Below are 19,136 nucleotides of genomic sequence, written 5' to 3' on the forward strand. Positions count from 1 at the left end.
TCGAGCGTCAGCGAGGTGAGCGCATGAGCGCCCGGATGCGCGACGCCGGCCAGAACATCGGGGTGGCGCCGGAGTTCACCGTGGATCCCGCGATGCTCGACGCGGTGAGCCCCTCGGGCGACCGCGGCGGCATCGTGCTGGGCTCGGGCCTGAAGGGCGAGCCGCTGACGATCTCGGCGCTGCGCTCGACGCCGACCCGCATCGTGCTGGTGGGCGGGCTGTACCTGGCCCGTCAGGTGGCGCTGCGCGCGATGGCGGTCGGCGCGTGGGTCGTGGTGGCGACCGGGCGCCCGACGGAGTGGCAGGTGCTGTCCCGCGCGGCGGGCACCCGCGACGGCCGGCCGTCCCCGCTGGTCCAGATCCGCCGGCTGTCGCCGGTCGAGCTGCCACGCCCGTCGGAGGACGCCCCGCTGCTGGTGGTGACCGACGGCGGCCCCACCCCGCAGGACCTGTTCCCGCCGAGGTCGCCGTGGCAGACGACGGTGTACGTGCTGCCGTACCTGCACCCCCAGGCGGGCGTGACGGCGAACGCGGCGGACCTGGTGCTGATGCAGCGCCTCCCGGCCGGCCAGGCCGAGCTGGCGGGCCGCATCTGGAACCTGCCGCCGCAGATGATGCGCCAGCTGACGATGCTGAAGGACGACCAGGTGGTGGCCCTGGGCCGCAACCTCTGGCGGCCGCTGAGGCTGGTGACGACGGGCAAGGAGCAGCAGCTGCTGGGCCCCGTCCGCCGCGGCGACTGAGCTTTGCCGGAAAGAGCGGGTGGCTCCCGAGGCGAGGGGTCACCCGCTTTTCGTCCGCCTCAGAGGAAAGTGCGGACGTTTCGCGTCTGCTCGGCCCGCGCCGCCAACTCCTCGTCCGGCGGGTAGTCCACCGCCGTCAGGGTGAGGCCGTGCGCGGGTGCGACCGCGCTGTCACGCACTCCGCTCGCCAGCACCTCGGCCGGCCACGAACTCCCCCGGCGGCCGTCGCCCACCAGGAGCAGGGCTCCGACGAGGCTGCGGACCATCGAATGGCAGAACGCGTCGGCCGAGACGGCCACCTCCAGCAGGTGCTCGTCCACCCGCCGCCACTCCAAGCGCTGCAGATCGCGGATCGTCGTGCCCGTGTCGCGCTGTTTGCAGTACGCCGCGAAGTCCTGCAAGCCCAGCAGGGACGCTGCCGCCGCGTTCATCGCGTCCGTCGAGAGTGGACGGTTCCACGCCAGCGTGTCATTGCGGCGCAAGGGGTCCACGCCCCAAGGCGCGTCCGAGACGCGGTAGCGGTAGTGCCGGCGGATCGCCGAGAAGCGGGCGTCGAAACCGGCGGGCGCCACCTGGGCGCCCAGGACCCGGACGTCACCTGGCAGGAGGCGGTTCCAGCGGCCCGCCATCCGGGTCAGGTCCGGGATGCCTTCCGGGGAGACCGGGATGCGGCCCCCGGCGGAAGGCAGCATCGGCACGACGTCGACGTGCACCACCTGTCCCGTCGCGTGCACCCCGGCGTCCGTGCGGCCCGCGACCACCACGGACTTGGGCACCGAAGCCCCCGGCGGCTGCCGGTGCAACGCCTCTTCCAGCACGTCCTGAACCGTGCGACGGCCCGGCTGGCGGGCCCAGCCCGAGAAGTCCGTGCCGTCGTAGGAGACGTCCAGGCGCAGACGAACGAGCCCGCCCTCCCCAGGGGGAGTGGCGGGCTCGTTCGGTGTCGAATCGGCCGTCAGGACGTCAGTCCTTCTTGGCGTCCGCGTCCGCGTCGTCCGAAGCCGGAGCTTCGGTCTCGGCGGCGGTGTCCTCGGCCTTGGCCTCGTCGGCAGCCGGAGCCTCTTCGGCGGCGGGCGCCTCGGTGGTCTCTTCCGCGACCGGAGCGGCGGCCTTCTCGTCCTTGGCGAACTTCGTCTTGCGAGCGCGCTCGGCTTCCGAAGTCACCGTCTTCTCGGCCACCAGCTCGATGACTGCCATCTTGGCGTTGTCACCCTTGCGCGGCATCGTCTTGGTGATGCGCGTGTAGCCACCGTCGCGCTCCGCGAAGTGCGGACCGATCTCGGCGAACAGCTTGTGGACGACGTCCTTGTCCCGGACGACGCGCTGAACCTGACGACGGTTGTGCAGGTCGCCCCGCTTCGCCTTCGTGATCAGCTTCTCGGCCAGCGGACGGACCCGCTTCGCCTTCGCCTCGGTCGTCGTGATCTTGCCGTGCTCGAACAGCTGCGTGGCCAAGTTGGCCAGGATCAGCCGCTCGTGCGCGGACGACCCGCCGAGCCGGGCTCCCTTGGTAGGGGTGGGCATTGGTTCTCCTAGTTCAGCTCACAGCGTCCAGGCACACGGCCTCAGAGCTGCTCGGTCTCTGCGTAGTCCTGGCCATCGTCGTGGCCGTCCGAAATCCCGTCGGTGATGCCACCGACACCCTCCGACCAGCCTTCACCGTCGTAGCTGGCGGCCGCCGCGGTCGGGTCGAACCCGGGCGGGCTGTCCTTCAGCGCGAGGCCGAGGCCGACGAGCTTGAGCTTGACCTCGTCGATCGACTTGGCGCCGAAGTTGCGGATGTCGAGCAGGTCCGCCTCGCTGCGCGAGACCAGCTCGCCCACCGTGTGGATGCCCTCGCGCTTGAGGCAGTTGTACGACCGGACGGTGAGGTCCAGGTCCTCGATCGGCATCGCGTAGGCGGCGATGGTGTCCGCCTCCTGCGGCGACGGGCCGATCTCGATGCCCTCGGCGTCGACGTTCAGCTCGCGGGCGAGACCGAACAGCTCCACCAGCGTCTTGCCAGCCGACGCGACCGCGTCGCGCGGCGTGATCGACGGCTTGGTCTCGACGTCCAGGATCAGCTTGTCGAAGTCGGTGCGCTGCTCGACACGGGTGGCCTCGACCTTGTACGTCACCTTCAGCACCGGCGAGTAGATCGAGTCGACCGGGATCCGGCCGATCTCCGCGCCCGCCTGCTTGTTCTGCAGGGCCGGAACGTAACCGCGGCCGCGCTCGACGACGAGCTCGATCTCGAGCTTGCCCTTGCCGTTCAGCGACGCGATGTGCAGGTCCGGGTTGTGCACGGTGACACCCGCCGGCGGCACGATGTCGGCCGCCGTGACCTCACCGGGGCCCTGCTTGCGCAGGTACATGGTGACCGGCTCGTCCTCTTCCGAGGACACCACGAGCTCCTTGAGGTTCAGGATGATGTCGGTGACGTCTTCCTTCACCCCGGGAACGGTGGTGAACTCGTGCAGCACGCCGTCGATGCGGATGCTCGTCACGGCCGCGCCCGGGATGGACGACAGCAGCGTACGACGCAGCGAGTTGCCGAGCGTGTAGCCGAAGCCGGGCTCCAGCGGTTCGATGGTGAACCGGGAGCGGGTCTCGTTGACCGTCTCTTCGCCGAGAGCCGGCCGCTGGGAAATCAGCATTCCTTGTTTTCCTTTCCAGACGACGCCCGCCATATGACGTCGAAGGGATGGCGCGGCGGCGGCGCACCTGTTGCGCCGCCGCCCGTACTCCAGCCGGGGCCGGACTACTACTTCGAGTAAAGCTCGACGATCAGCTGTTCCTGCACCGGAACGTCGATCTGCGCACGCTCCGGCAGCTGGTGGACCAGCACGCGGAGGTTGGACTGGACGACCTGCAGCCACGCCGGGATCGGGCGGTCGCCGAAGGACTCCTTGGCCACGACGAAGGGCAGCATCGAGAACGACTTCGGCCGCACGTCGATGATGTCCCACTTCGAGACCTGGTACGACGGGACGTTGACCTTGACGCCGTTGACCAGGAAGTGGCCGTGGCTCACCAGCTGACGCGCCTGACGGCGGGTGCGGGCGATGCCGGCGCGGTAGATCACGTTGTCCAGGCGGGACTCGAGGATCTGCAGCAGGTTCTCACCGGTCTTGCCCGGACGCCGGACGGCCTCCTTGTAGTACCGGACGAACTGACGCTCGAGAACGCCGTAGGTGTAGCGAGCCTTCTGCTTCTCCTGCGACTGCAGGAGGTACTCGGACTCCTTGATGCGCCCGCGGCCGTGCTGGCCCGGCGGGTAGGGGCGACGCTCGAAAGCCTGGTCGCCGCCGATGAGGTCAACCTTGAGGCGACGCGAAATACGCGTCGCGGGGCCGGTGTAACGAGCCATTTCTTCTTACTCCTCCCCGTTCCTCAGACCCGGCGCCGCTTGGGCGGGCGGCAGCCGTTGTGAGGCTGCGGGGTCACGTCCTGGATGGTGCCGACCTCGAGGCCGGCCGCCTGCAGCGAGCGGATCGCCGTCTCGCGGCCCGAACCCGGGCCCTTCACGAAGACGTCGACCTTCTTCATGCCGTGCTCGGCGGCCTTGCGGGCAGCGTTCTCGGCGGCCATCTGCGCGGCGAACGGGGTGGACTTGCGGGAGCCCTTGAAGCCCACGTGTCCACTCGACGCCCACGCGATCACGGCACCGGTCGGGTCCGTGATCGAGACGATGGTGTTGTTGAAGGTGCTCTTGATGTGCGCGTGACCGTGCGCAACATTCTTCTTTTCCTTGCGGCGGACCTTCTTGGCCCCGGCCGCAGTACGAGACTTCGGTGGCATGTTGTGAGGGATCTCCTGTTAGCGCGCGTTCTCTTGGTGAGCGGCGACCGCTTCGGCCTGGCCGCGCCGGATGATCGAACCGGCGTCGGTGTACAGGTTGCGGAGCGCCATCGGGCGGGCGTAGAGCGCCTTGGGCGAGACACAAGCCGAGCCGCGACGCTGGGCGCCGCCCATCTGCACGACCTTCTTGCCCTGGACGCTCACTTCTTGCCAGCCTTCTTCTTGCCGGCGACCGTCTTCTTCGGACCCTTGCGGGTACGGGCGTTGGTCTTCGTGCGCTGACCGCGGACGGGCAGTCCGCGACGCCAGCGAAGGCCCTCGTAGCACCCGATCTCGATCTTCCGACGGATGTCGGCGTTCACCTCGCGGCGAAGGTCACCCTCGACCTTGAAGTTCTCTTCGATGTACACACGCAGCTTCGCGAGGTCGTCATCGCTGAGGTCTTTGACGCGGGTGTCCGCGTTGAGCTCGGCAGCCTTGATGAGCTGCTTCGAGCGGGTACGGCCGATGCCGTAGATGTACGTAAGCGCGATCTCCAACCGCTTTTCGCGGGGGAGGTCTACGCCAGCGAGTCGTGCCATTGGCGCTGATGCTCCTTCGTAGGTTTCCTCTTCAGGTCTGCTCCCCGTCCGGTTCCGGGACCGACTCGCCTGTCGTGCCCTCGGCTTGCGCTTCGGGTGTCCCGGCCCCGGCCTGAAGTCCGGGGGTGAACCGGGCCACTCACGTGGCCCGGCAGGTGCGGGGAGGGTGTGTAGCCGTCAATCCACTCTGGTCGAGTGCTTGGAGATCAGCCCTGCCGCTGCTTGTGCCGCAGGTTCTCGCAGATCACCATGATCCGGCCGTGCCGGCGGATCACCTTGCACTTGTCGCAGATCTTCTTGACGCTCGGCTGGACCTTCACGTCTTCTGCTCTCCTGTTAGCTGCTCTTCGTGATCACTTGTAGCGGTAGACGATGCGACCACGAGAGAGGTCGTAGGGCGAGAGCTCCACGACAACCCTGTCCTCGGGCAGGATGCGGATGTAGTGCTGCCGCATCTTGCCGCTGATGTGTGCCAGGACCTTGTGACCGTTCTCCAACTCGACGCGGAACATCGCGTTGGGGAGCGGCTCGACTACGCGGCCTTCGACCTCGATGGCCCCGTCTTTCTTCGCCATGTCCTCCGCATTTCCTTAGTCGGCACTGCCTGTCGCTACACCTTGTGATCAACTCGAGCACTAGTGCTGGGTCGGGTGTTGCGTGGCACACTGGTGCCCGAGTCCCAGTACCGTGAATTCACGAGCGCGCAGGATCCGGGCGCGATAAGTGCGCCGACTTGACAGTGTACGCAACCCGTGTCGCGACCCCCAAACCGGGGGTAATCATGCTAGGCGAACGTGCAGGTGGACGTGATCGCGATCACCACTGGTGAGTGAATGCGCAGGTCAGTGCCATCCGGGGCTTCGCCCCGAGCCGGGGGCTCCGCCACCCGGACCCCCGAAAGATGTCAGGAGTCTTCGGGAGCCGTGAGCACCCACGGGCCGTCTTCGGTGATCGCCACCGTGTGCTCCCAGTGGGCCGCGCGGGAGCCGTCGGCCGTGACCACGGTCCAGCCGTCGTCCAGCTCGCGGGTCTCCCCGCCGCCGCCGGTCAGCATCGGCTCGATCGCCAGTGCCATGCCGGGCTTCAGCCGCGGGCCCTTGCCCGGCTTGCCGAGGTTCGGCAGGAACGGGTCCATGTGCATCTCGCGGCCGATGCCGTGGCCGCCGTACTCGACGATCATCCCGTACTCGACGCCGTCGTCGCGGCCCGCGCGTTCGGCGGCCGACTGGACGGCGTAGGAGATGTCGGTCAACCGGCCGCCGGCGATGACCGCCTCGATGCCGGCCCACATCGCCGCTTCGGTCGCCGCGGACAGCGCCAGGTCGGCGTCCGAGACGGCCCCGATGGCCAGCGTCACGGCGGAGTCGCCGTGCCAGCCGTCGAGGATCGCCCCGCAGTCGACGGAGATGATGTCGCCGTCGGCCAGCACCTGGGTCTTGGCCGGGATGCCGTGGACGATCTGCTCGTTCACCGACGCGCAGATCGACGCCGGGAAGCCGTGGTAGCCCTTGAACGACGGCACCGCACCGGCGTCCCGGATCGTCTGCTCGGCCAGCTCGTCGAGCTCGGCGGTGCTGACGCCCGGTTTCGCGGCGGCGCGGACGGCCGCCAGCGTGCGGGCGACGACGAGCCCCGCGGCCCGCATCGCCTGCAGCTCGTCCGGGGTCTTGACCTCGATCATGCGCCCACGGCGGAGCACTTGCAGAACACGCAACCCTCCGAGATTCACGTGCGGTCGCGCAGCGCTTCCAGCACCCGGCCGGAGATCTCCTCGACAGTGCCGACGCCGTCGACGGTCACGAGGATGTCGGCGTAGTACTCCAGCAGCGGCGCGGTGTCCGACACGTAGATCTGCTGACGGCGGCGGATGACCTCTTCGGTGTCGTCCGCGCGGCCACGCGACATGAGCCGTTCGACGACGACGTCCTCCGGCACCTGCAGCTGGATCACGGCGTCGAGCGAGACGTCGGCGTCGCCGAGGATCTCGCCGAGGACCTCGGCCTGCTTGGTGTTGCGGGGGAAGCCGTCGAGCAGGAAGCCGACCTTGGCGTCCGGCTCCGCGAGCCGCTCGCGGACCATTTCGTTGGTGACCGAGTCGGGCACGAGCTCGCCCGAGTCCAGGTAGCGCTTGGCTTCCTGGCCCAGCGGGGTCTCCTGGCCGACGTGCGCGCGGAACAGCTCACCCGTGGAGATGTGCGGGATGCGCAGCTGCTCCGACAGGGCCTCCGCCTGCGTACCTTTGCCCGCGCCGGGCGGACCCACGAGAACCAGCCGCGTCACTTCAAGAACCCTTCGTAGTTGCGCTGCATCAGCTGGCTTTCGATCTGCTTCACGGTGTCGAGGCCGACACCGACCATGATCAGCACAGCCGTGCCACCGAACGGGAAGTTCTGGTTGTTCCCGCTCCCGGTCAACGACAGGAAGAAGTTCGGAAGGATCGCGATGATGCCCAGGTACAGCGAACCCGGCAGGGTGATCCGGCCCAGCACGAAGCTCAGGTACTCCGCCGTCGGGCGACCCGGGCGGATGCCCGGGATGAACCCGCCGAACTTCTTCATCTCGTCCGCACGCTCGTCCACGTTGAACGTGATCGTGATGTAGAAGTACGTGAAGAAGATGATCAGGCCGAAGTACAGCGCGATGTGCACCCAGCTGGACTGGTTCACGATGTAGTTCTTGATGAAGACCTGCCAGCCGGAGTTGCTGTTCTGGTCGCCGACGAGGCGGCTGATCAGATCCGGCAGGTACAGCAGGGACGACGCGAAGATGACCGGGATGACGCCGGCCTGGTTCACCTTGATCGGCAGGTAGGTCGACGTGCCGCCGTACATCCGGCGGCCGATCATGCGCTTGGCGTACTGCACCGGGATCCGGCGCTGCCCCTGCTCGACGAAGATGACGCTGGCGATGATCACCAGGCCGAAGACGCAGATCATCGTCAGCGCGATGCCACCGCCGTTGGACAGGATGTTGCCGCCCTCGACGGGGATGCGCGCCGCGATGTTCAGGAAGATCAGGACGGACATGCCGTTGCCGACGCCGCGTTCGGTGATCAGCTCGCCCAGCCACATCATGACGGCGGTGCCCGCGGTCATGGTGATGACGATGATCGCCAGCGAGTAGACGCTGTTGTCCGGGATGATCGGCGACTGGCAGTCCGGGAAGAGCTGCTTGCGGTCCGCGAGCGCGACCACGCCGGTGGCCTGCAGGATCGCCAGCGCGACCGTCAGGTACCGGGTGTACTGGGTCAGCTTGCCCTGGCCGGACTGGCCTTCCTTCTTCAGCTCCTCGAACCGCGGGATGACCACGGTCAGCAGCTGGATGATGATGCTCGCCGTGATGTACGGCATGATGCCGGTCGAGAAGAGCGACAGCTGCAGCAGCGCACCACCGCTGAACAGGTTCAGCAGCTGGTAGACGCCTTCCTGCTGCGCCTGGGAGCTACAGGCCTGTACGGCCCCGTAGGAGATCCCTGGTGCCGGGATGGTCGCACCGATTCGGTAGACCGCGACGATGGCTAGCGTGAACAGGATCTTCTTGCGTAGATCCGGCGTCGCGAGAGCCGAGCGGAAGGCGCTGAACACGCGGGGGACCTCCTCGGCGTCGTCGGCCGTCCTCAACCGACGATCGGCTTGGCCGGCACGGTGGCCGGCGGGAACACACAGCACTACTGGCACGCAAGCCAGGAACGCTTCGGGGCACACTCGTCCCGAAGCGTGTCGCCGACTCTAACAGCTTCACCGGGCGTGTCCGCAGTCCGTGTGCGTTTTCCGTACCAAGGTTGCTCCGGCGGGTTGATCCACATCGCCGTCTCGGCCGGATTCCTTGACAGATCGGGGATCAGGCGGTCGTCGTCGCGAGCACGCCGGCCAGCCCGACGAGGACCACGCCGGTCCCCCGGTCCACGTTTCGGCGGGTCCGCCGGGTCAGCTCGATCGACTTCAGGCCGGCACCGACCGCGACGTAGACCGAGCCGGCCAGGAACTCGGCCAGCAGGTAGCCGGCGCCCAGCAGCGCGATCTGGGCCGGAAAGGGCCCGTGACCTGCGTCGATGAACTGCGGGACGAACGCGGTGAAGATGAGGATCGCCTTGGGGTTGGTGATCGCGACGCCGAACTCCTTGCGCGTCACCCGCCAGGCGGACGCGGGCCGGGTGTCCGGTTCGGGGACGTCCGTTTTGCCCCGGAACGTGGACCACAGCAGGCGCAGGCCCAGGTAGAGCAGGTAGGCGGCGCCGGCCCACTTGATGATCGTCAGCGCGGTCTCGGAGGCGGCCAGCAGCTGCCCCAGCCCGGCCGCGACGCCGGCGATCAACAGCGTGAACGCGGCCAGCCTGCCGCCCAGCCCGGCGAGGCCGCGGCGAACACCGTGCGTCATCCCGTGGTGCAGGCCGAGCAGGTTGTTCGCCCCTGGCGTAAGCGCGATGAGCACGGACGCCCCGAAGAAGACCAGCAGCCACGACATGGTTTCACGGTAGCGGCGGGCGTCAATCGGATTGTCCGGGCAGCTCCGGCTCCGGCGGCAGGACGGTGATGGCGACGCCGCTGGGCGGGGTCGGGGTGTCGGCGTAGGCGAGCGACGGGTCCGCCCATCCGTCGTTCGTCGGGAGGTGGGCGAGCACGGCCGCGACGCCGGCCAGCGCGGTGGCCACGATCAGCAGCCACATCCCGCTCGCGACGACGACTTCGAGGTCCACGCCGTCCGCCATGGCCGACCACCCGAGCCCGCTCATGCCCACGGTGGTGACGACGCCGGCGGTGAAGAACGCCCCGGCGGTGACCAGCCACCGCCCCCGCTCCGGCCGTGAGAAGGCGACGAAGGCGGCGGCGACCAGCAGGACGACGGCGAGGATCAGCGGCACCCCGACGGGCGAGGCGGCCTGGTCGGTGGCGGCTTGCCCGGGAATCTCGATGCGGCTCCCCCAGGCGGTCTCGGTGACGGTGAGCTGGGCTTCGAAGAACCCCTGCCGGACGCTGAGGTGCTGCTGGAGCCGGAAGAGCGGCAGGAAGCAGCCCCCGACGGCCAGGAGCGCGGCCAGCGCGGTGAGGGCCGGTGGGAGGAAGCGCCGGAGCCCGGTTCCGGCGGGTGCCGTGGGCGGTGAGGCCGGTTCGGCTGCGGGAGCGGCTGGGCCTGGTTGCGCTGGTTGCGCTGGTTGCGCTGGTGGTCCGGATAGTCCCGGTAGCTCGGCGACCGGGTACGGCAGCTGCTCGGCCGGTGGGGGTGCTTGCGTGGGGAAAGCGAGCGGGTCTGCGGGCGCCGCCGCGCTCAGGTGCGCGGGTGCGGATGGGAAGTCGAGCGGATCCGCGGCCGACTGCGCGGTTTCCGCTGGAAAAGCCAGCGGGTTCCCCGTCGGCAGCGCGCTTCCGGCCGGACCAGCGGACGGCGCCTCAGCCGGGAATGCGGGTCGGCGGTCAGGTGCGGCGTCCGCCGGAGCAGCCTCGGCCGGGAAGGCGAGCGGGTCCGTGGCCTCCGCCGGGGAGGCGAGCGGCGCCCCCGTGCCCGGCTCCACTCCCGTGAGCTTCGGGGCCTCGACCGGGAAGCTCAGCGGCGATCTCCCGGCCTCGGACGGCGGATCGGGCGGCTCCTGCGACGGTCTGTCCACCCTGCGATCCTCCGTCCGGATCCGCGCCGCGGCAAGGAGCCTGTCCGGTCAGTCGTCCTGCGGGGGCAGGACCGTGATCGCGACGCCCGACTGCGGCGTCGCCGTGTCCGCGAACGCCGCCGCCGGGTCGGCCCACTCCGGACGCGCCTCGGCCGGCCCGCGGTGGCTCAGCGCCGCCGCCAGCGCGGCGGCCAGCACCGCGGCCACCAGTACCCACACGCCGGCCAGGACGGTCGTCTCCCCGTGCGGCGGCCGGTCGTCGAAGAGACTGCGGGCGCCGTCCATGACGATCGTGCAGACCGCGCCCGCGAGGAAGGCCGCTCCCCCGGTCGCCGTGCGGCTCGCGGCGACGCCCGGCCGGCGGGCCGCCGCCTGGCGGATCGTGAGGACCAGCGCGACCAGGAGGATCGCGCTCGCCAGCACCAGCGGCAGGCCGAGCGGCGCGGCCGGCGAGCTGAGCTCCGCCTCGCCCGGGAACGCGAAGTCGACCCGCCAGGCACGCAGGGTCGAGCGCGCGACGCCGTCGGCGTCGCTGCTCACCGGCTGCTCGGTGCGGAAGAACGGCAGGAACGTCCCGGCGACCGTCAGCGCGAGGGCGAGCGCCACGAACACCGGTGCCCGGAACGCCCGGCCACGACGGCTGAAGTCCACCCCGCCGATCCTTCCGCCGGGCCGCGGTGACCACAAGCGCGCCCGGGAACGCCGAAGGCCCGCCTGGCGAACCAGACGGGCCTTCGGACGAGCTACAGCTCAGTTGGTGGTGGCGGAGCCACCGGCCGCTTCGAGCTTCTCCTTGGCGGAGCCGGAGAAGCCGTCGGCGGTCACGTCGAGCTTGACGCCGTTGACGTCACCGTTGCCGAGCACCTTGACGAGCTTGCCCTTGCGGACGAGGCCCGCGGCGGCGAGCTCTTCGGCACCGATGGTGCCACCGTCCGGGAAGACGCGGGCGATGTCGCCCACGTTCACCGGCTGGTACTCGGTGCGGAAGCGGTTCTTGAAGCCACGCAGCTTCGGCAGCCGCATGTGGATGGGCATCTGCCCACCCTCGAACCCGGCGGGCACGTTCTTCCGGGCCTTGGTGCCCTTCGTACCGCGACCGGCCGTCTTGCCCTTCGAACCCTCACCACGACCGACGCGCATCTTCTCGCGCTTCGAGCCCGGAGCCGGGCGCAGGTGGTGGATCTTGATGGCCGTCATGCCTGGACCTCCTCGACCTCCACCAGGTGGCGGACGGTGTGGATCAGGCCGCGCACCTGGGGGGTGTCTTCACGCACGACGCTCTGGCGGATCTTGCGCAGCCCGAGGGTGCGCAGCGACTCGCGGTGAGCGTGCTTCGTGCCGATCTTGCTCTTGACCTGGGTGACCTTGAGCTGAGTCATCGTCAGACCCCCTGGCCCGCACGCTGGCGCAGCATCCGGGCCGGCGCGACGTCCTCGAGCGGGAGACCGCGGCGGGCCGCGACCTCTTCGGGACGCTGCAGGCCCTTCAGGGCCGCCACGGTCGCGTGCACGATGTTGATCGCGTTGTCGGAGCCGAGCGACTTCGACAGCACGTCGTGGACACCCGCGCACTCCAGCACCGCGCGCACCGGGCCACCGGCGATGACGCCGGTACCGGCGGACGCCGGACGGAGCAGCACGACACCGGCGGCCTCCTCACCCTGGATCGGGTGCGGGATGGTGCCGCCGACGCGGGGAACGCGGAAGAAGTTCTTCTTCGCTTCCTCGACGCCCTTGGCGATGGCCGCGGGAACTTCCTTGGCCTTGCCGTAGCCGACGCCGACCTGACCGTCGCCGTCACCGACGACCACCAGGGCGGTGAAGCTGAAGCGACGACCACCCTTGACGACCTTGGCGACGCGGTTGATCGTCACGACCTTCTCGAGGTGCGGGGTCTTGTCCTGGGCCGCCCCGCCACGGCCGCTGTCGCGCCGGTCCCGGCGGTCGCGACGGTCACCGCGGTCGTTGCCGCCCTGCCCGCCGGGTCCACCCTGGCCGCCGCCGAATTGCCGTGTACGTCCCGGCATCAGGCTTTCCTTCCATTAACGAGCATCTGCATCAGAACTCCAACCCCGCCTCACGGGCGGCGTCGGCGAGCGCGGCGATGCGGCCGTGGTAGGCGTTGCCCCCACGGTCGAACACCACAGCCGAGATCCCGGCGTTCTTCGCGCGCTCGGCGACGAGCTGCCCGACCTTGGCGGCCTTGGCCTTCTTGTCGCCGTCGAACGTCCGGAGGTCCGCCTCGAGGGTGGACGCCGAGACCAGCGTGTGGCCGACCAGGTCGTCGATGACCTGCACGGCGATGTGCCGCGAGGACCGCTTGACGACCAGGCGCGGACGCTGGTCCGTGCCCGAGACCTTCTTGCGGAGGCGGAAGTGCCGACGGGCCTTCGCGACGCGGCGGCGGGTCGAGATGTCCTTGCCCACCGGCTTGCGCTTCGTAGTCGTGTCGCTCATGATCACTTACCCGTCTTTCCGACCTTGCGGCGGATCTTCTCACCCTCGTACCGCAGGCCCTTGCCCTTGTACGGGTCCGGGCGCCGCAGCCGGCGGATGACCGCCGAGATCTGGCCGACCTTCTGCTTGTCGATGCCGGAGACCGAGAACCGCGTCGGGCTCTCCACCTTGAAGGTGATGCCGTCCGGCGCCTCGATCTTCACCGGGTGGCTGTAGCCGAGGGCGAACTCGAGGTCCGAGCCCTTGGCCTGCACGCGGTAACCGACACCGTGGATCTCGAGCTTCTTCTCGTAGCCCGCGGTCACACCCACGACCAGGTTGTTCACCAGGGTGCGGGTGAGGCCGTGCAGAGCCTTGCTGGTGCGCTCGTCGTCCGGGCGCTTGACCAGCAGGGTGCCGTCGTCGTCGCGCTCGACCGTGATCGGCTCGGCGACGGTGTGCTCGAGGGTCCCCTTGGGGCCCTTGACGCTGATGTGCTGACCGTTGATGGTCACCTCGACCCCGGAGGGGACGGCGACCGGCAGCTTTCCGATGCGTGACATGTCTGTGCCCCCTTCCTTACCAGACGTAGGCGAGGACTTCGCCGCCCACGCTGTTGCGCTTGGCCTGCCGGTCGGTCTGGAGGCCACCGGACGTCGAGATGATCGCGATGCCCAGGCCGCCGAGAACGGACGGCAGTTCGGTCGATTTTGCGTAGACCCGCAGACCGGGCTTGGAGACGCGCCGGAGGCCGGCGATGCTCCGCTCGCGGTTGGGGCCGTACTTGAGCTCGACGACGAGATTCTTGTGCTTCTCGCCCGGCTCGTCGTGGTAGCCCGCGATGTAGCCCTCGCGCTTGAGGATCTCGGCGATGTTCGCCTTGAGCTTCGAGTGCGGGAGCTTGACCTCGTCGTGGTACGCCGAGTTCGCGTTGCGCAGACGCGTCAAGAAGTCTGCGATGGGGTCGGTCATCGTCATGGTGACCTGTCAACCTTTCTCGCCTGGTTCCCCGCCCGCCGGAGCGGGCGGGGCCTGTGGCGAAGTGGGAGTTAAAAAGAAGCTCTTACCAGCTGGACTTGCGGACACCGGGCAGCTCGCCCGCGTGTGCCATCTCGCGAAGGCAGATCCGGCAGAGCCCGAACTTGCGGAACACGGCGTGCGGGCGGCCGCACCGCTGGCAGCGGGTGTAGGCGCGCACGGCGAACTTCGGCTTCTTCGCGGCCTTGTGGACCAGTGCTTTCTTGGCCATCGGCTCAGTTCTCCTTGAACGGGAAGCCGAGCTTGCGCAGCAGCGCCCGGCCCTCGTCGTCGTTCGTGGCGGTCGTGACGACGGTGACGTCCATGCCGCGGGGGCGGTCGATGGCGTCGGGGTCGATCTCGTGGAACATCGACTGCTCGTTGAGACCGAACGTGTAGTTGCCGTGGCCGTCGAACTGCTTGGGCGAAAGCCCGCGGAAGTCGCGGATACGTGGCAGCGCGATGGTCAGCAGCCGGTCGAGGAACTCCCACATCCGGTCGCCGCGCAGCGTGACGCGCGCGCCGATCGGCTGACCCTCGCGCAGCTTGAACTGCGCGATGGACTTGCGAGCCTTCCGGACCTCGGGCTTCTGGCCGGTGATCAGGGCGAGGTCCTTGACCGCACCCTCGATCAGCTTGCTGTCGCGGGCGGCGTCACCGACGCCCATGTTCACGACGACCTTCGTCACGCCCGGGATCTGGTGGACGTTGGCGAAGGAGAACTCCGCCTGCAGCTGGCCCTTGATCTCTTCGCGGTAGCGCACCTTGAGGCGCGGCGCGACCTTCTCTGCGGTGGTCATCAGATGTCCTTACCGTTCCGGCGCGAGATCCGGACCTTCTTGCCGTCCTCGCCGATGCGGTAACCCACCCGGGACGGCTTGCCGTCCGAGTCGACGACCATCACGTTCGAGACGTGGATGGGCGCCTCCTGCGTGACGATGCCACCGGACTGCGCACCGCGCTGGGTCTGGGTGATCCGCGTGTGCTTCTTGATCCGGTTCACGCCCTCGACCAGCACGCGGTCGCGCTCCGGGTAGGCCTGGATGACCTTGCCCTTGGCGCCCTTGTCCTTGCCGGCGATGACGACGACCGTGTCGCCCTTCTTCACCTTCATGGCTTACAACACCTCCGGCGCGAGCGAAATGATCTTCATGAACTTTCGGTCGCGCAGCTCGCGGCCCACCGGGCCGAAGATGCGGGTGCCCCGGGGCTCGTTGTCGTTCTTGATGAGCACGGCGGCGTTCTCGTCGAACCGGATGTAGGAACCGTCCGGACGACGACGCTCCTTGACCGTGCGGACGATGACAGCCTTGACGACGTCGCCCTTCTTCACCCCGGCAGCCGGGATGGCGTCCTTCACGGTGGCGACGATGATGTCACCGATGCCGGCGTAGCGCCGCCCGGAACCACCGAGAACGCGGATGCAGAGGATTTCCTTCGCACCCGTGTTGTCGGCTACCCGAAGCCGCGACTCCTGCTGGATCACGTCAACTCCTGTATGTCGCGCCGGTTCTCGCCCGCTTGTGAGGGTTCACGGTTTGTGAGGTTCACAGTGGCGAGCCTTGCGGAACTAAAGACTCCGAAGAGCCCTGCTTACTTGGCCTTCTCCACGATCTGCACCAGGCGCCACCGCTTCGTCGCCGACAGCGGGCGGGTCTCCATCAGGGTGACCCGGTCGCCCACGCCCGCCTCGTTGTTCTCGTCGTGCACCTTGACCTTGGTGGTGCTCCGGAGAACCTTCGAGTAGCGGGGGTGCTTCTTGCGGTCCTCGAGCTCGACCACGATCGTCTTGTTCATCTTGTCCGAGACGACGTAGCCCTCGCGGACCTTGCGGTCGTTCCGGGCCGGCGTCTCGGTGGTGGGCTCGCTCATGCGGCACCTTCACTCTCGGCGTCGGGGGCAACGGACAGGCCGAGTTCGCGCTCGCGCATGACCGTGTAGATCCGCGCGATGTCCGTGCGGACGGTGCGCAGACGGCGGTTGTTGTCGAGCTGCCCGGTCGCCATCTGGAAGCGGAGGTTGAAGAGCTCCTCCTTGTATTCCTTCAGACGCAGGACGAGCTCTTCCGCGGTGAGCTCACGCAGCTCCGATGCCTGGGCAGCACCTGCCTTCGCCATCAGAACTCACCACCTTCACGGGTCACGATGCGGCACTTCATGGGCAGCTTGTGGATCGCGCGGCGGAGCGCCTCGCGGGCCGTCTCCTCGTTCGGGAACGAGATCTCGAACATCACGCGGCCCGGCTTCACGTTGGCGATCCACCACTCGGGCGAACCCTTACCGGAACCCATCCGGGTCTCGGCCGGCTTCTTGGTCAGCGGGCGGTCCGGGTAGATGGTCGTCCACACCTTGCCACCACGCTTGATGTGACGGGTCATGGCGATACGAGCGGACTCGATCTGCCGGTTCGTCACGTAGCTGTGCTCAAGCGCCTGGATGCCGTACTCGCCGAAGCTGACCTTCGTGCCACCCTTGGCGGCGCCGTGGCGCTTCGGGGAGTGCTGCTTCCGGTGCTTGACCCTGCGCGGGATGAGCACGTCTCAGCCCTCCGTCTTTTCTGCGGTCTCGGTGGCCGGAGCCGCCGGGGCCTCGGTCGTGGCCGCAGCGGCGGCGCGACCGGCTTCGGTCGAGGTGGCGGTCGTGCCCGAGGCGCCGGAACGACGCGGACGGGCCGGCCGGTCGCTGCGGTCACGGTCGCGACCACCGCGCGGCGCGCGCTCGGCGGCGTCGCGGGCTTCGCGGGCCTTCAGGCCACCGACGAGCTCACCCTTGTAGATCCACACCTTGACGCCGATGCGACCGAACGTCGTCTTGGCCTCGAAGAAGCCGTAGTCGATGTCGGCGCGCAGCGTGTGCAGCGGGACCCGGCCATCGCGGTAGTGCTCGGAGCGGGACATCTCGGCACCGCCGAGACGACCGCCGCACTGCACGCGGATGCCCTTGACCTGCGGCGAGCGCATGGAGGTCTGGATCGCCTTCCGCATCGCGCGGCGGAACGCCACGCGGTTGGAAAGCTGCTCCGCGACCGCCTGGGCGACCAGCTGGGCGTCGGCCTCGGGGTTCTTGACCTCGAGGATGTTCAGCTGGACCTGCTTCTTGGTCAGCTTCTCCAGCGCGCCGCGGATCCGGTCGGCCTCCGCGCCGCGGCGGCCGATGACGATGCCCGGCCGGGCGGTGTGGATGTCGACGCGGACGCGGTCACGGGTGCGCTCGATCTCGACCTTGGAGATGCCGGCGCGCTCCATGCCCGTCGCCAGCAGCTTGCGGATCTTGACGTCCTCGGCCACGTACTCGGCGTACTGCTTGTCGGCGTACCAGCGCGACTTCCAGTCCGTGGTGATACCCAGGCGGAAACCGTGCGGGTTGATCTTCTGGCCCACTACCGGCCACCTGCCTTCTTCTTGCTCTGAGCCTTCTGCGCGACGGCGGGACGCGACTCCACCTCGACGGTGATGTGGCTGGTCCGCTTGCGGATCCGGTACGCGCGGCCCTGGGCCCGCGGGCGGATCCGCTTGAGGGTCGGGCCCTCGTCGGCGTACGCGTTCTTGACCCAGAGCGTGTCCGGGTCCAGCTGAAGGTTGTTCTCGGCGTTGGCCACGGCGCTGGCGAGCACCTTCGCGACCGGCTCGCTGGCCGCCTGCGGGGCGAACCGGAGCACGGCCAAGGCGTCGGCGGCGCTACGTCCCTTGATGAGCTCGATCACCCGGCGCACCTTGGTCGGCGAGTCCCGGACGAAGCGAGCCCGCGCGTACGCCGTAGGCAGTTCAGCCTCGGTCGTCACGTCGTTCTGGGCGTTCATCGCTACTTCCTGTCTGGTTTCGTGCCCGCTCAGCGGCGGCGCGACTTGCGGTCGTCCTTGATGTGACCCTTGAAGGTCCGCGTCGGGGCGAACTCGCCCAGCTTGTGACCCACCATGGCCTCGGTGACGAACACCGGGACGTGCTTGCGGCCGTCGTGCACGGCGATCGTGTGACCCAGGAAGTCCGGGATGATCGTCGAGCGGCGCGACCAGGTCTTGATCACGGTCTTCTTGCCCGATTCGTTCAGCGCGTCCACCTTCTTGAGCAGGTGGTCGTCCACGAACGGGCCCTTCTTGAGGCTACGTGGCATGTTGTTCTACCTCCCTGCTCAGCGCTTGTTCTTGCCGGTACGCCGGCGGCGGACGATGAGGGCGTCGCTCGGCTTGCGCCGGCGCGTGCGCCCCTCGGGCTTGCCGTTCGGGTTGACGGGGTGACGACCACCGGACGTCTTGCCCTCGCCACCACCGTGCGGGTGGTCGACCGGGTTCATGACGACACCACGGACCGTGGGGCGCTTGCCGCGCCAGCGGTTGCGGCCGGCCTTGCCCCAGTTGATGTTGGCGTGCTCGGAGTTGCCGACCTCGCCGACCGTGGCGCGGTTGCGCACGTCCACGTTGCGGATCTCGCCCGAGGGGAGACGCAGCTGGGCGTACGGACCGTCCTTGGCGACGAGCTGCACCTTCGCGCCCGCGGACCGCGCCATCTTCGCGCCGCCGCCGGGGCGGAGCTCGATCGCGTGGATCACGGTGCCGACCGGGATGTTGCGCAGCGGCAGGTTGTTGCCCGGCTTGATGTCGGCCCGGGGGCCGTTCTCGACGGTGTCGCCCTGCTTCAGCTTCTCCGGCGCGATGATGTAGCGCTTCTCGCCGTCGGCGTAGTGCAGCAGCGCGATGCGAGCGGACCGGTTGGGGTCGTACTCGATGTGCGCGACCTTGGCGGGGATGCCGTCCTTGTCGTTGCGACGGAAGTCGATGACGCGGTAAGCGCGCTTGTGGCCGCCACCCTTGTGCCGGGTGGTGATCTTGCCGGACGAGTTGCGACCGCCCGAACCGCTCAGCGGACGAAGCAGCGACTTCTCCGGGGTGGAGCGGGTGATCTCGGCGAAGTCCGAGACGCTCGAACCGCGACGACCCGGGGTCGTCGGCTTGTACTTGCGGATGCCCATTGTCAGCTCAGTCC

Annotated in this window: 33 protein-coding genes; 1 reads left to right on the forward strand and 32 read right to left on the reverse strand. The window is 68.7% G+C overall.

Annotated elements, in window-relative coordinates; translation table 11 throughout:
* Positions 1–23 precede the first annotated feature (23 nt).
* The gene (locus OG738_RS07710; protein WP_329052436.1) at positions 24–743 is read left to right on the forward strand and encodes a hypothetical protein; all 720 of its coding nucleotides are present in this window, start codon (positions 24–26) and stop codon (positions 741–743) included.
* A gap of 59 nt (positions 744–802) precedes the next feature.
* Here the strand turns inward: OG738_RS07710 and truA are convergent, their stop codons facing one another.
* The 32 genes from truA to rplB all read right to left on the reverse strand — a co-directional run bounded on the left by truA (position 803) and on the right by rplB (position 19,122).
* Entirely contained in the window at positions 803–1,633 is an 831-nt protein-coding gene (gene truA / locus OG738_RS07715; RefSeq protein WP_329056602.1) for a tRNA pseudouridine(38-40) synthase TruA, read from the reverse strand.
* Between the two features lie 73 nt (positions 1,634–1,706).
* Positions 1,707–2,267, reverse strand: coding sequence for a 50S ribosomal protein L17 (gene rplQ, locus OG738_RS07720; protein ID WP_329052437.1), 561 nt, complete (start codon positions 2,265–2,267; stop codon positions 1,707–1,709).
* A gap of 41 nt (positions 2,268–2,308) precedes the next feature.
* Complete coding sequence (locus OG738_RS07725; protein ID WP_329052438.1) at positions 2,309–3,379, reverse strand: DNA-directed RNA polymerase subunit alpha; 1,071 nt, start codon at positions 3,377–3,379, stop codon at positions 2,309–2,311.
* 107 nt (positions 3,380–3,486) lie between these two features.
* The gene (gene rpsD, locus OG738_RS07730) at positions 3,487–4,092 is read right to left on the reverse strand and encodes a 30S ribosomal protein S4 (protein ID WP_329052440.1); all 606 of its coding nucleotides are present in this window, start codon (positions 4,090–4,092) and stop codon (positions 3,487–3,489) included.
* 23 nt (positions 4,093–4,115) lie between these two features.
* Positions 4,116–4,523, reverse strand: a complete 408-nt coding sequence (rpsK, locus tag OG738_RS07735) for a 30S ribosomal protein S11 (protein ID WP_004558885.1) — start codon at positions 4,521–4,523, stop codon at positions 4,116–4,118.
* An 18-nt stretch (positions 4,524–4,541) separates the two neighbouring features.
* Positions 4,542–4,727 carry a hypothetical protein gene (locus OG738_RS07740; protein WP_020643221.1) on the reverse strand — a complete coding sequence of 62 codons (186 nt, stop codon included), beginning with the start codon at positions 4,725–4,727 and terminating at the stop codon, positions 4,542–4,544.
* On the reverse strand, positions 4,724–5,104 hold the full coding sequence (rpsM, locus tag OG738_RS07745; protein WP_034285908.1) for a 30S ribosomal protein S13: 381 nt from the start codon (positions 5,102–5,104) through the stop codon (positions 4,724–4,726). The genes OG738_RS07740 and rpsM overlap by 4 nt, the downstream gene beginning before the upstream one ends.
* A gap of 206 nt (positions 5,105–5,310) precedes the next feature.
* Complete coding sequence (rpmJ, locus tag OG738_RS07750; RefSeq protein WP_004558882.1) at positions 5,311–5,424, reverse strand: 50S ribosomal protein L36; 114 nt, start codon at positions 5,422–5,424, stop codon at positions 5,311–5,313.
* A 33-nt stretch (positions 5,425–5,457) separates the two neighbouring features.
* Positions 5,458–5,679, reverse strand: a complete 222-nt coding sequence (gene infA, locus OG738_RS07755) for a translation initiation factor IF-1 (RefSeq protein WP_004558881.1) — start codon at positions 5,677–5,679, stop codon at positions 5,458–5,460.
* Positions 5,680–6,008: 329 nt separating this feature from the next.
* Positions 6,009–6,785, reverse strand: coding sequence for a type I methionyl aminopeptidase (map, locus tag OG738_RS07760; protein ID WP_329052447.1), 777 nt, complete (start codon positions 6,783–6,785; stop codon positions 6,009–6,011).
* Between the two features lie 44 nt (positions 6,786–6,829).
* The gene (locus tag OG738_RS07765; RefSeq protein WP_329052448.1) at positions 6,830–7,384 is read right to left on the reverse strand and encodes an adenylate kinase; all 555 of its coding nucleotides are present in this window, start codon (positions 7,382–7,384) and stop codon (positions 6,830–6,832) included.
* Entirely contained in the window at positions 7,381–8,688 is a 1,308-nt protein-coding gene (gene secY, locus OG738_RS07770) for a preprotein translocase subunit SecY (protein ID WP_329052450.1), read from the reverse strand. Before secY ends, OG738_RS07765 begins: the two co-directional genes overlap by 4 nt.
* A gap of 256 nt (positions 8,689–8,944) precedes the next feature.
* A complete protein-coding gene (locus OG738_RS07775; protein WP_329052451.1) occupies positions 8,945–9,568 on the reverse strand; it encodes a LysE family translocator in 624 nt (207 codons plus the stop codon).
* 22 nt (positions 9,569–9,590) lie between these two features.
* Complete coding sequence (locus OG738_RS07780) at positions 9,591–10,706, reverse strand: hypothetical protein (protein ID WP_329052452.1); 1,116 nt, start codon at positions 10,704–10,706, stop codon at positions 9,591–9,593.
* Positions 10,707–10,754: 48 nt separating this feature from the next.
* Positions 10,755–11,357, reverse strand: coding sequence for a hypothetical protein (locus OG738_RS07785; protein WP_329052454.1), 603 nt, complete (start codon positions 11,355–11,357; stop codon positions 10,755–10,757).
* Positions 11,358–11,456: 99 nt separating this feature from the next.
* Positions 11,457–11,903 (reverse strand): 50S ribosomal protein L15, encoded by a 447-nt coding sequence (gene rplO / locus OG738_RS07790; RefSeq protein ID WP_329052456.1) that lies wholly within the window; start codon positions 11,901–11,903, stop codon positions 11,457–11,459.
* The gene (gene rpmD, locus OG738_RS07795) at positions 11,900–12,085 is read right to left on the reverse strand and encodes a 50S ribosomal protein L30 (RefSeq protein WP_020643215.1); all 186 of its coding nucleotides are present in this window, start codon (positions 12,083–12,085) and stop codon (positions 11,900–11,902) included. Before rpmD ends, rplO begins: the two co-directional genes overlap by 4 nt.
* Before the next feature lie 2 nt (positions 12,086–12,087).
* Positions 12,088–12,732: a 30S ribosomal protein S5 gene (gene rpsE, locus OG738_RS07800; RefSeq protein ID WP_004558874.1), complete on the reverse strand. Its 645-nt coding sequence runs from the start codon at positions 12,730–12,732 to the stop codon at positions 12,088–12,090.
* 31 nt (positions 12,733–12,763) lie between these two features.
* Complete coding sequence (gene rplR / locus OG738_RS07805; RefSeq protein WP_329052459.1) at positions 12,764–13,162, reverse strand: 50S ribosomal protein L18; 399 nt, start codon at positions 13,160–13,162, stop codon at positions 12,764–12,766.
* 2 nt (positions 13,163–13,164) lie between these two features.
* Complete coding sequence (gene rplF / locus OG738_RS07810) at positions 13,165–13,704, reverse strand: 50S ribosomal protein L6 (RefSeq protein ID WP_329052461.1); 540 nt, start codon at positions 13,702–13,704, stop codon at positions 13,165–13,167.
* A gap of 16 nt (positions 13,705–13,720) precedes the next feature.
* A complete protein-coding gene (gene rpsH, locus OG738_RS07815) occupies positions 13,721–14,119 on the reverse strand; it encodes a 30S ribosomal protein S8 (RefSeq protein WP_004558871.1) in 399 nt (132 codons plus the stop codon).
* 85 nt (positions 14,120–14,204) lie between these two features.
* Positions 14,205–14,390 carry a type Z 30S ribosomal protein S14 gene (locus OG738_RS07820; protein ID WP_004558870.1) on the reverse strand — a complete coding sequence of 62 codons (186 nt, stop codon included), beginning with the start codon at positions 14,388–14,390 and terminating at the stop codon, positions 14,205–14,207.
* 4 nt (positions 14,391–14,394) lie between these two features.
* Positions 14,395–14,958: a 50S ribosomal protein L5 gene (rplE, locus tag OG738_RS07825; RefSeq protein WP_329052463.1), complete on the reverse strand. Its 564-nt coding sequence runs from the start codon at positions 14,956–14,958 to the stop codon at positions 14,395–14,397.
* Positions 14,958–15,272, reverse strand: a complete 315-nt coding sequence (rplX, locus tag OG738_RS07830) for a 50S ribosomal protein L24 (RefSeq protein ID WP_086675498.1) — start codon at positions 15,270–15,272, stop codon at positions 14,958–14,960. The genes rplE and rplX overlap by 1 nt, the downstream gene beginning before the upstream one ends.
* A 3-nt stretch (positions 15,273–15,275) precedes the next feature.
* A complete protein-coding gene (gene rplN / locus OG738_RS07835; RefSeq protein WP_004558867.1) occupies positions 15,276–15,644 on the reverse strand; it encodes a 50S ribosomal protein L14 in 369 nt (122 codons plus the stop codon).
* 107 nt (positions 15,645–15,751) lie between these two features.
* On the reverse strand, positions 15,752–16,030 hold the full coding sequence (gene rpsQ, locus OG738_RS07840) for a 30S ribosomal protein S17 (protein ID WP_086675499.1): 279 nt from the start codon (positions 16,028–16,030) through the stop codon (positions 15,752–15,754).
* Positions 16,027–16,275, reverse strand: coding sequence for a 50S ribosomal protein L29 (gene rpmC, locus OG738_RS07845; RefSeq protein ID WP_004558865.1), 249 nt, complete (start codon positions 16,273–16,275; stop codon positions 16,027–16,029). The genes rpsQ and rpmC overlap by 4 nt, the downstream gene beginning before the upstream one ends.
* On the reverse strand, positions 16,275–16,694 hold the full coding sequence (gene rplP, locus OG738_RS07850) for a 50S ribosomal protein L16 (RefSeq protein WP_004558864.1): 420 nt from the start codon (positions 16,692–16,694) through the stop codon (positions 16,275–16,277). The genes rpmC and rplP overlap by 1 nt, the downstream gene beginning before the upstream one ends.
* A 3-nt stretch (positions 16,695–16,697) precedes the next feature.
* Positions 16,698–17,537 (reverse strand): 30S ribosomal protein S3, encoded by an 840-nt coding sequence (gene rpsC / locus OG738_RS07855; RefSeq protein ID WP_329052468.1) that lies wholly within the window; start codon positions 17,535–17,537, stop codon positions 16,698–16,700.
* On the reverse strand, positions 17,537–17,956 hold the full coding sequence (gene rplV / locus OG738_RS07860) for a 50S ribosomal protein L22 (protein ID WP_290060366.1): 420 nt from the start codon (positions 17,954–17,956) through the stop codon (positions 17,537–17,539). The genes rpsC and rplV overlap by 1 nt, the downstream gene beginning before the upstream one ends.
* A gap of 29 nt (positions 17,957–17,985) precedes the next feature.
* The gene (rpsS, locus tag OG738_RS07865; RefSeq protein WP_003102083.1) at positions 17,986–18,267 is read right to left on the reverse strand and encodes a 30S ribosomal protein S19; all 282 of its coding nucleotides are present in this window, start codon (positions 18,265–18,267) and stop codon (positions 17,986–17,988) included.
* An 18-nt stretch (positions 18,268–18,285) separates the two neighbouring features.
* Positions 18,286–19,122 carry a 50S ribosomal protein L2 gene (rplB, locus tag OG738_RS07870; RefSeq protein ID WP_086675502.1) on the reverse strand — a complete coding sequence of 279 codons (837 nt, stop codon included), beginning with the start codon at positions 19,120–19,122 and terminating at the stop codon, positions 18,286–18,288.
* Positions 19,123–19,136 lie beyond the last annotated feature (14 nt).

The organism is Amycolatopsis sp. NBC_01488 (assembly GCF_036227105.1).
In the GTDB taxonomy this organism is placed as follows: Bacteria; Actinomycetota; Actinomycetes; order Mycobacteriales; family Pseudonocardiaceae; genus Amycolatopsis.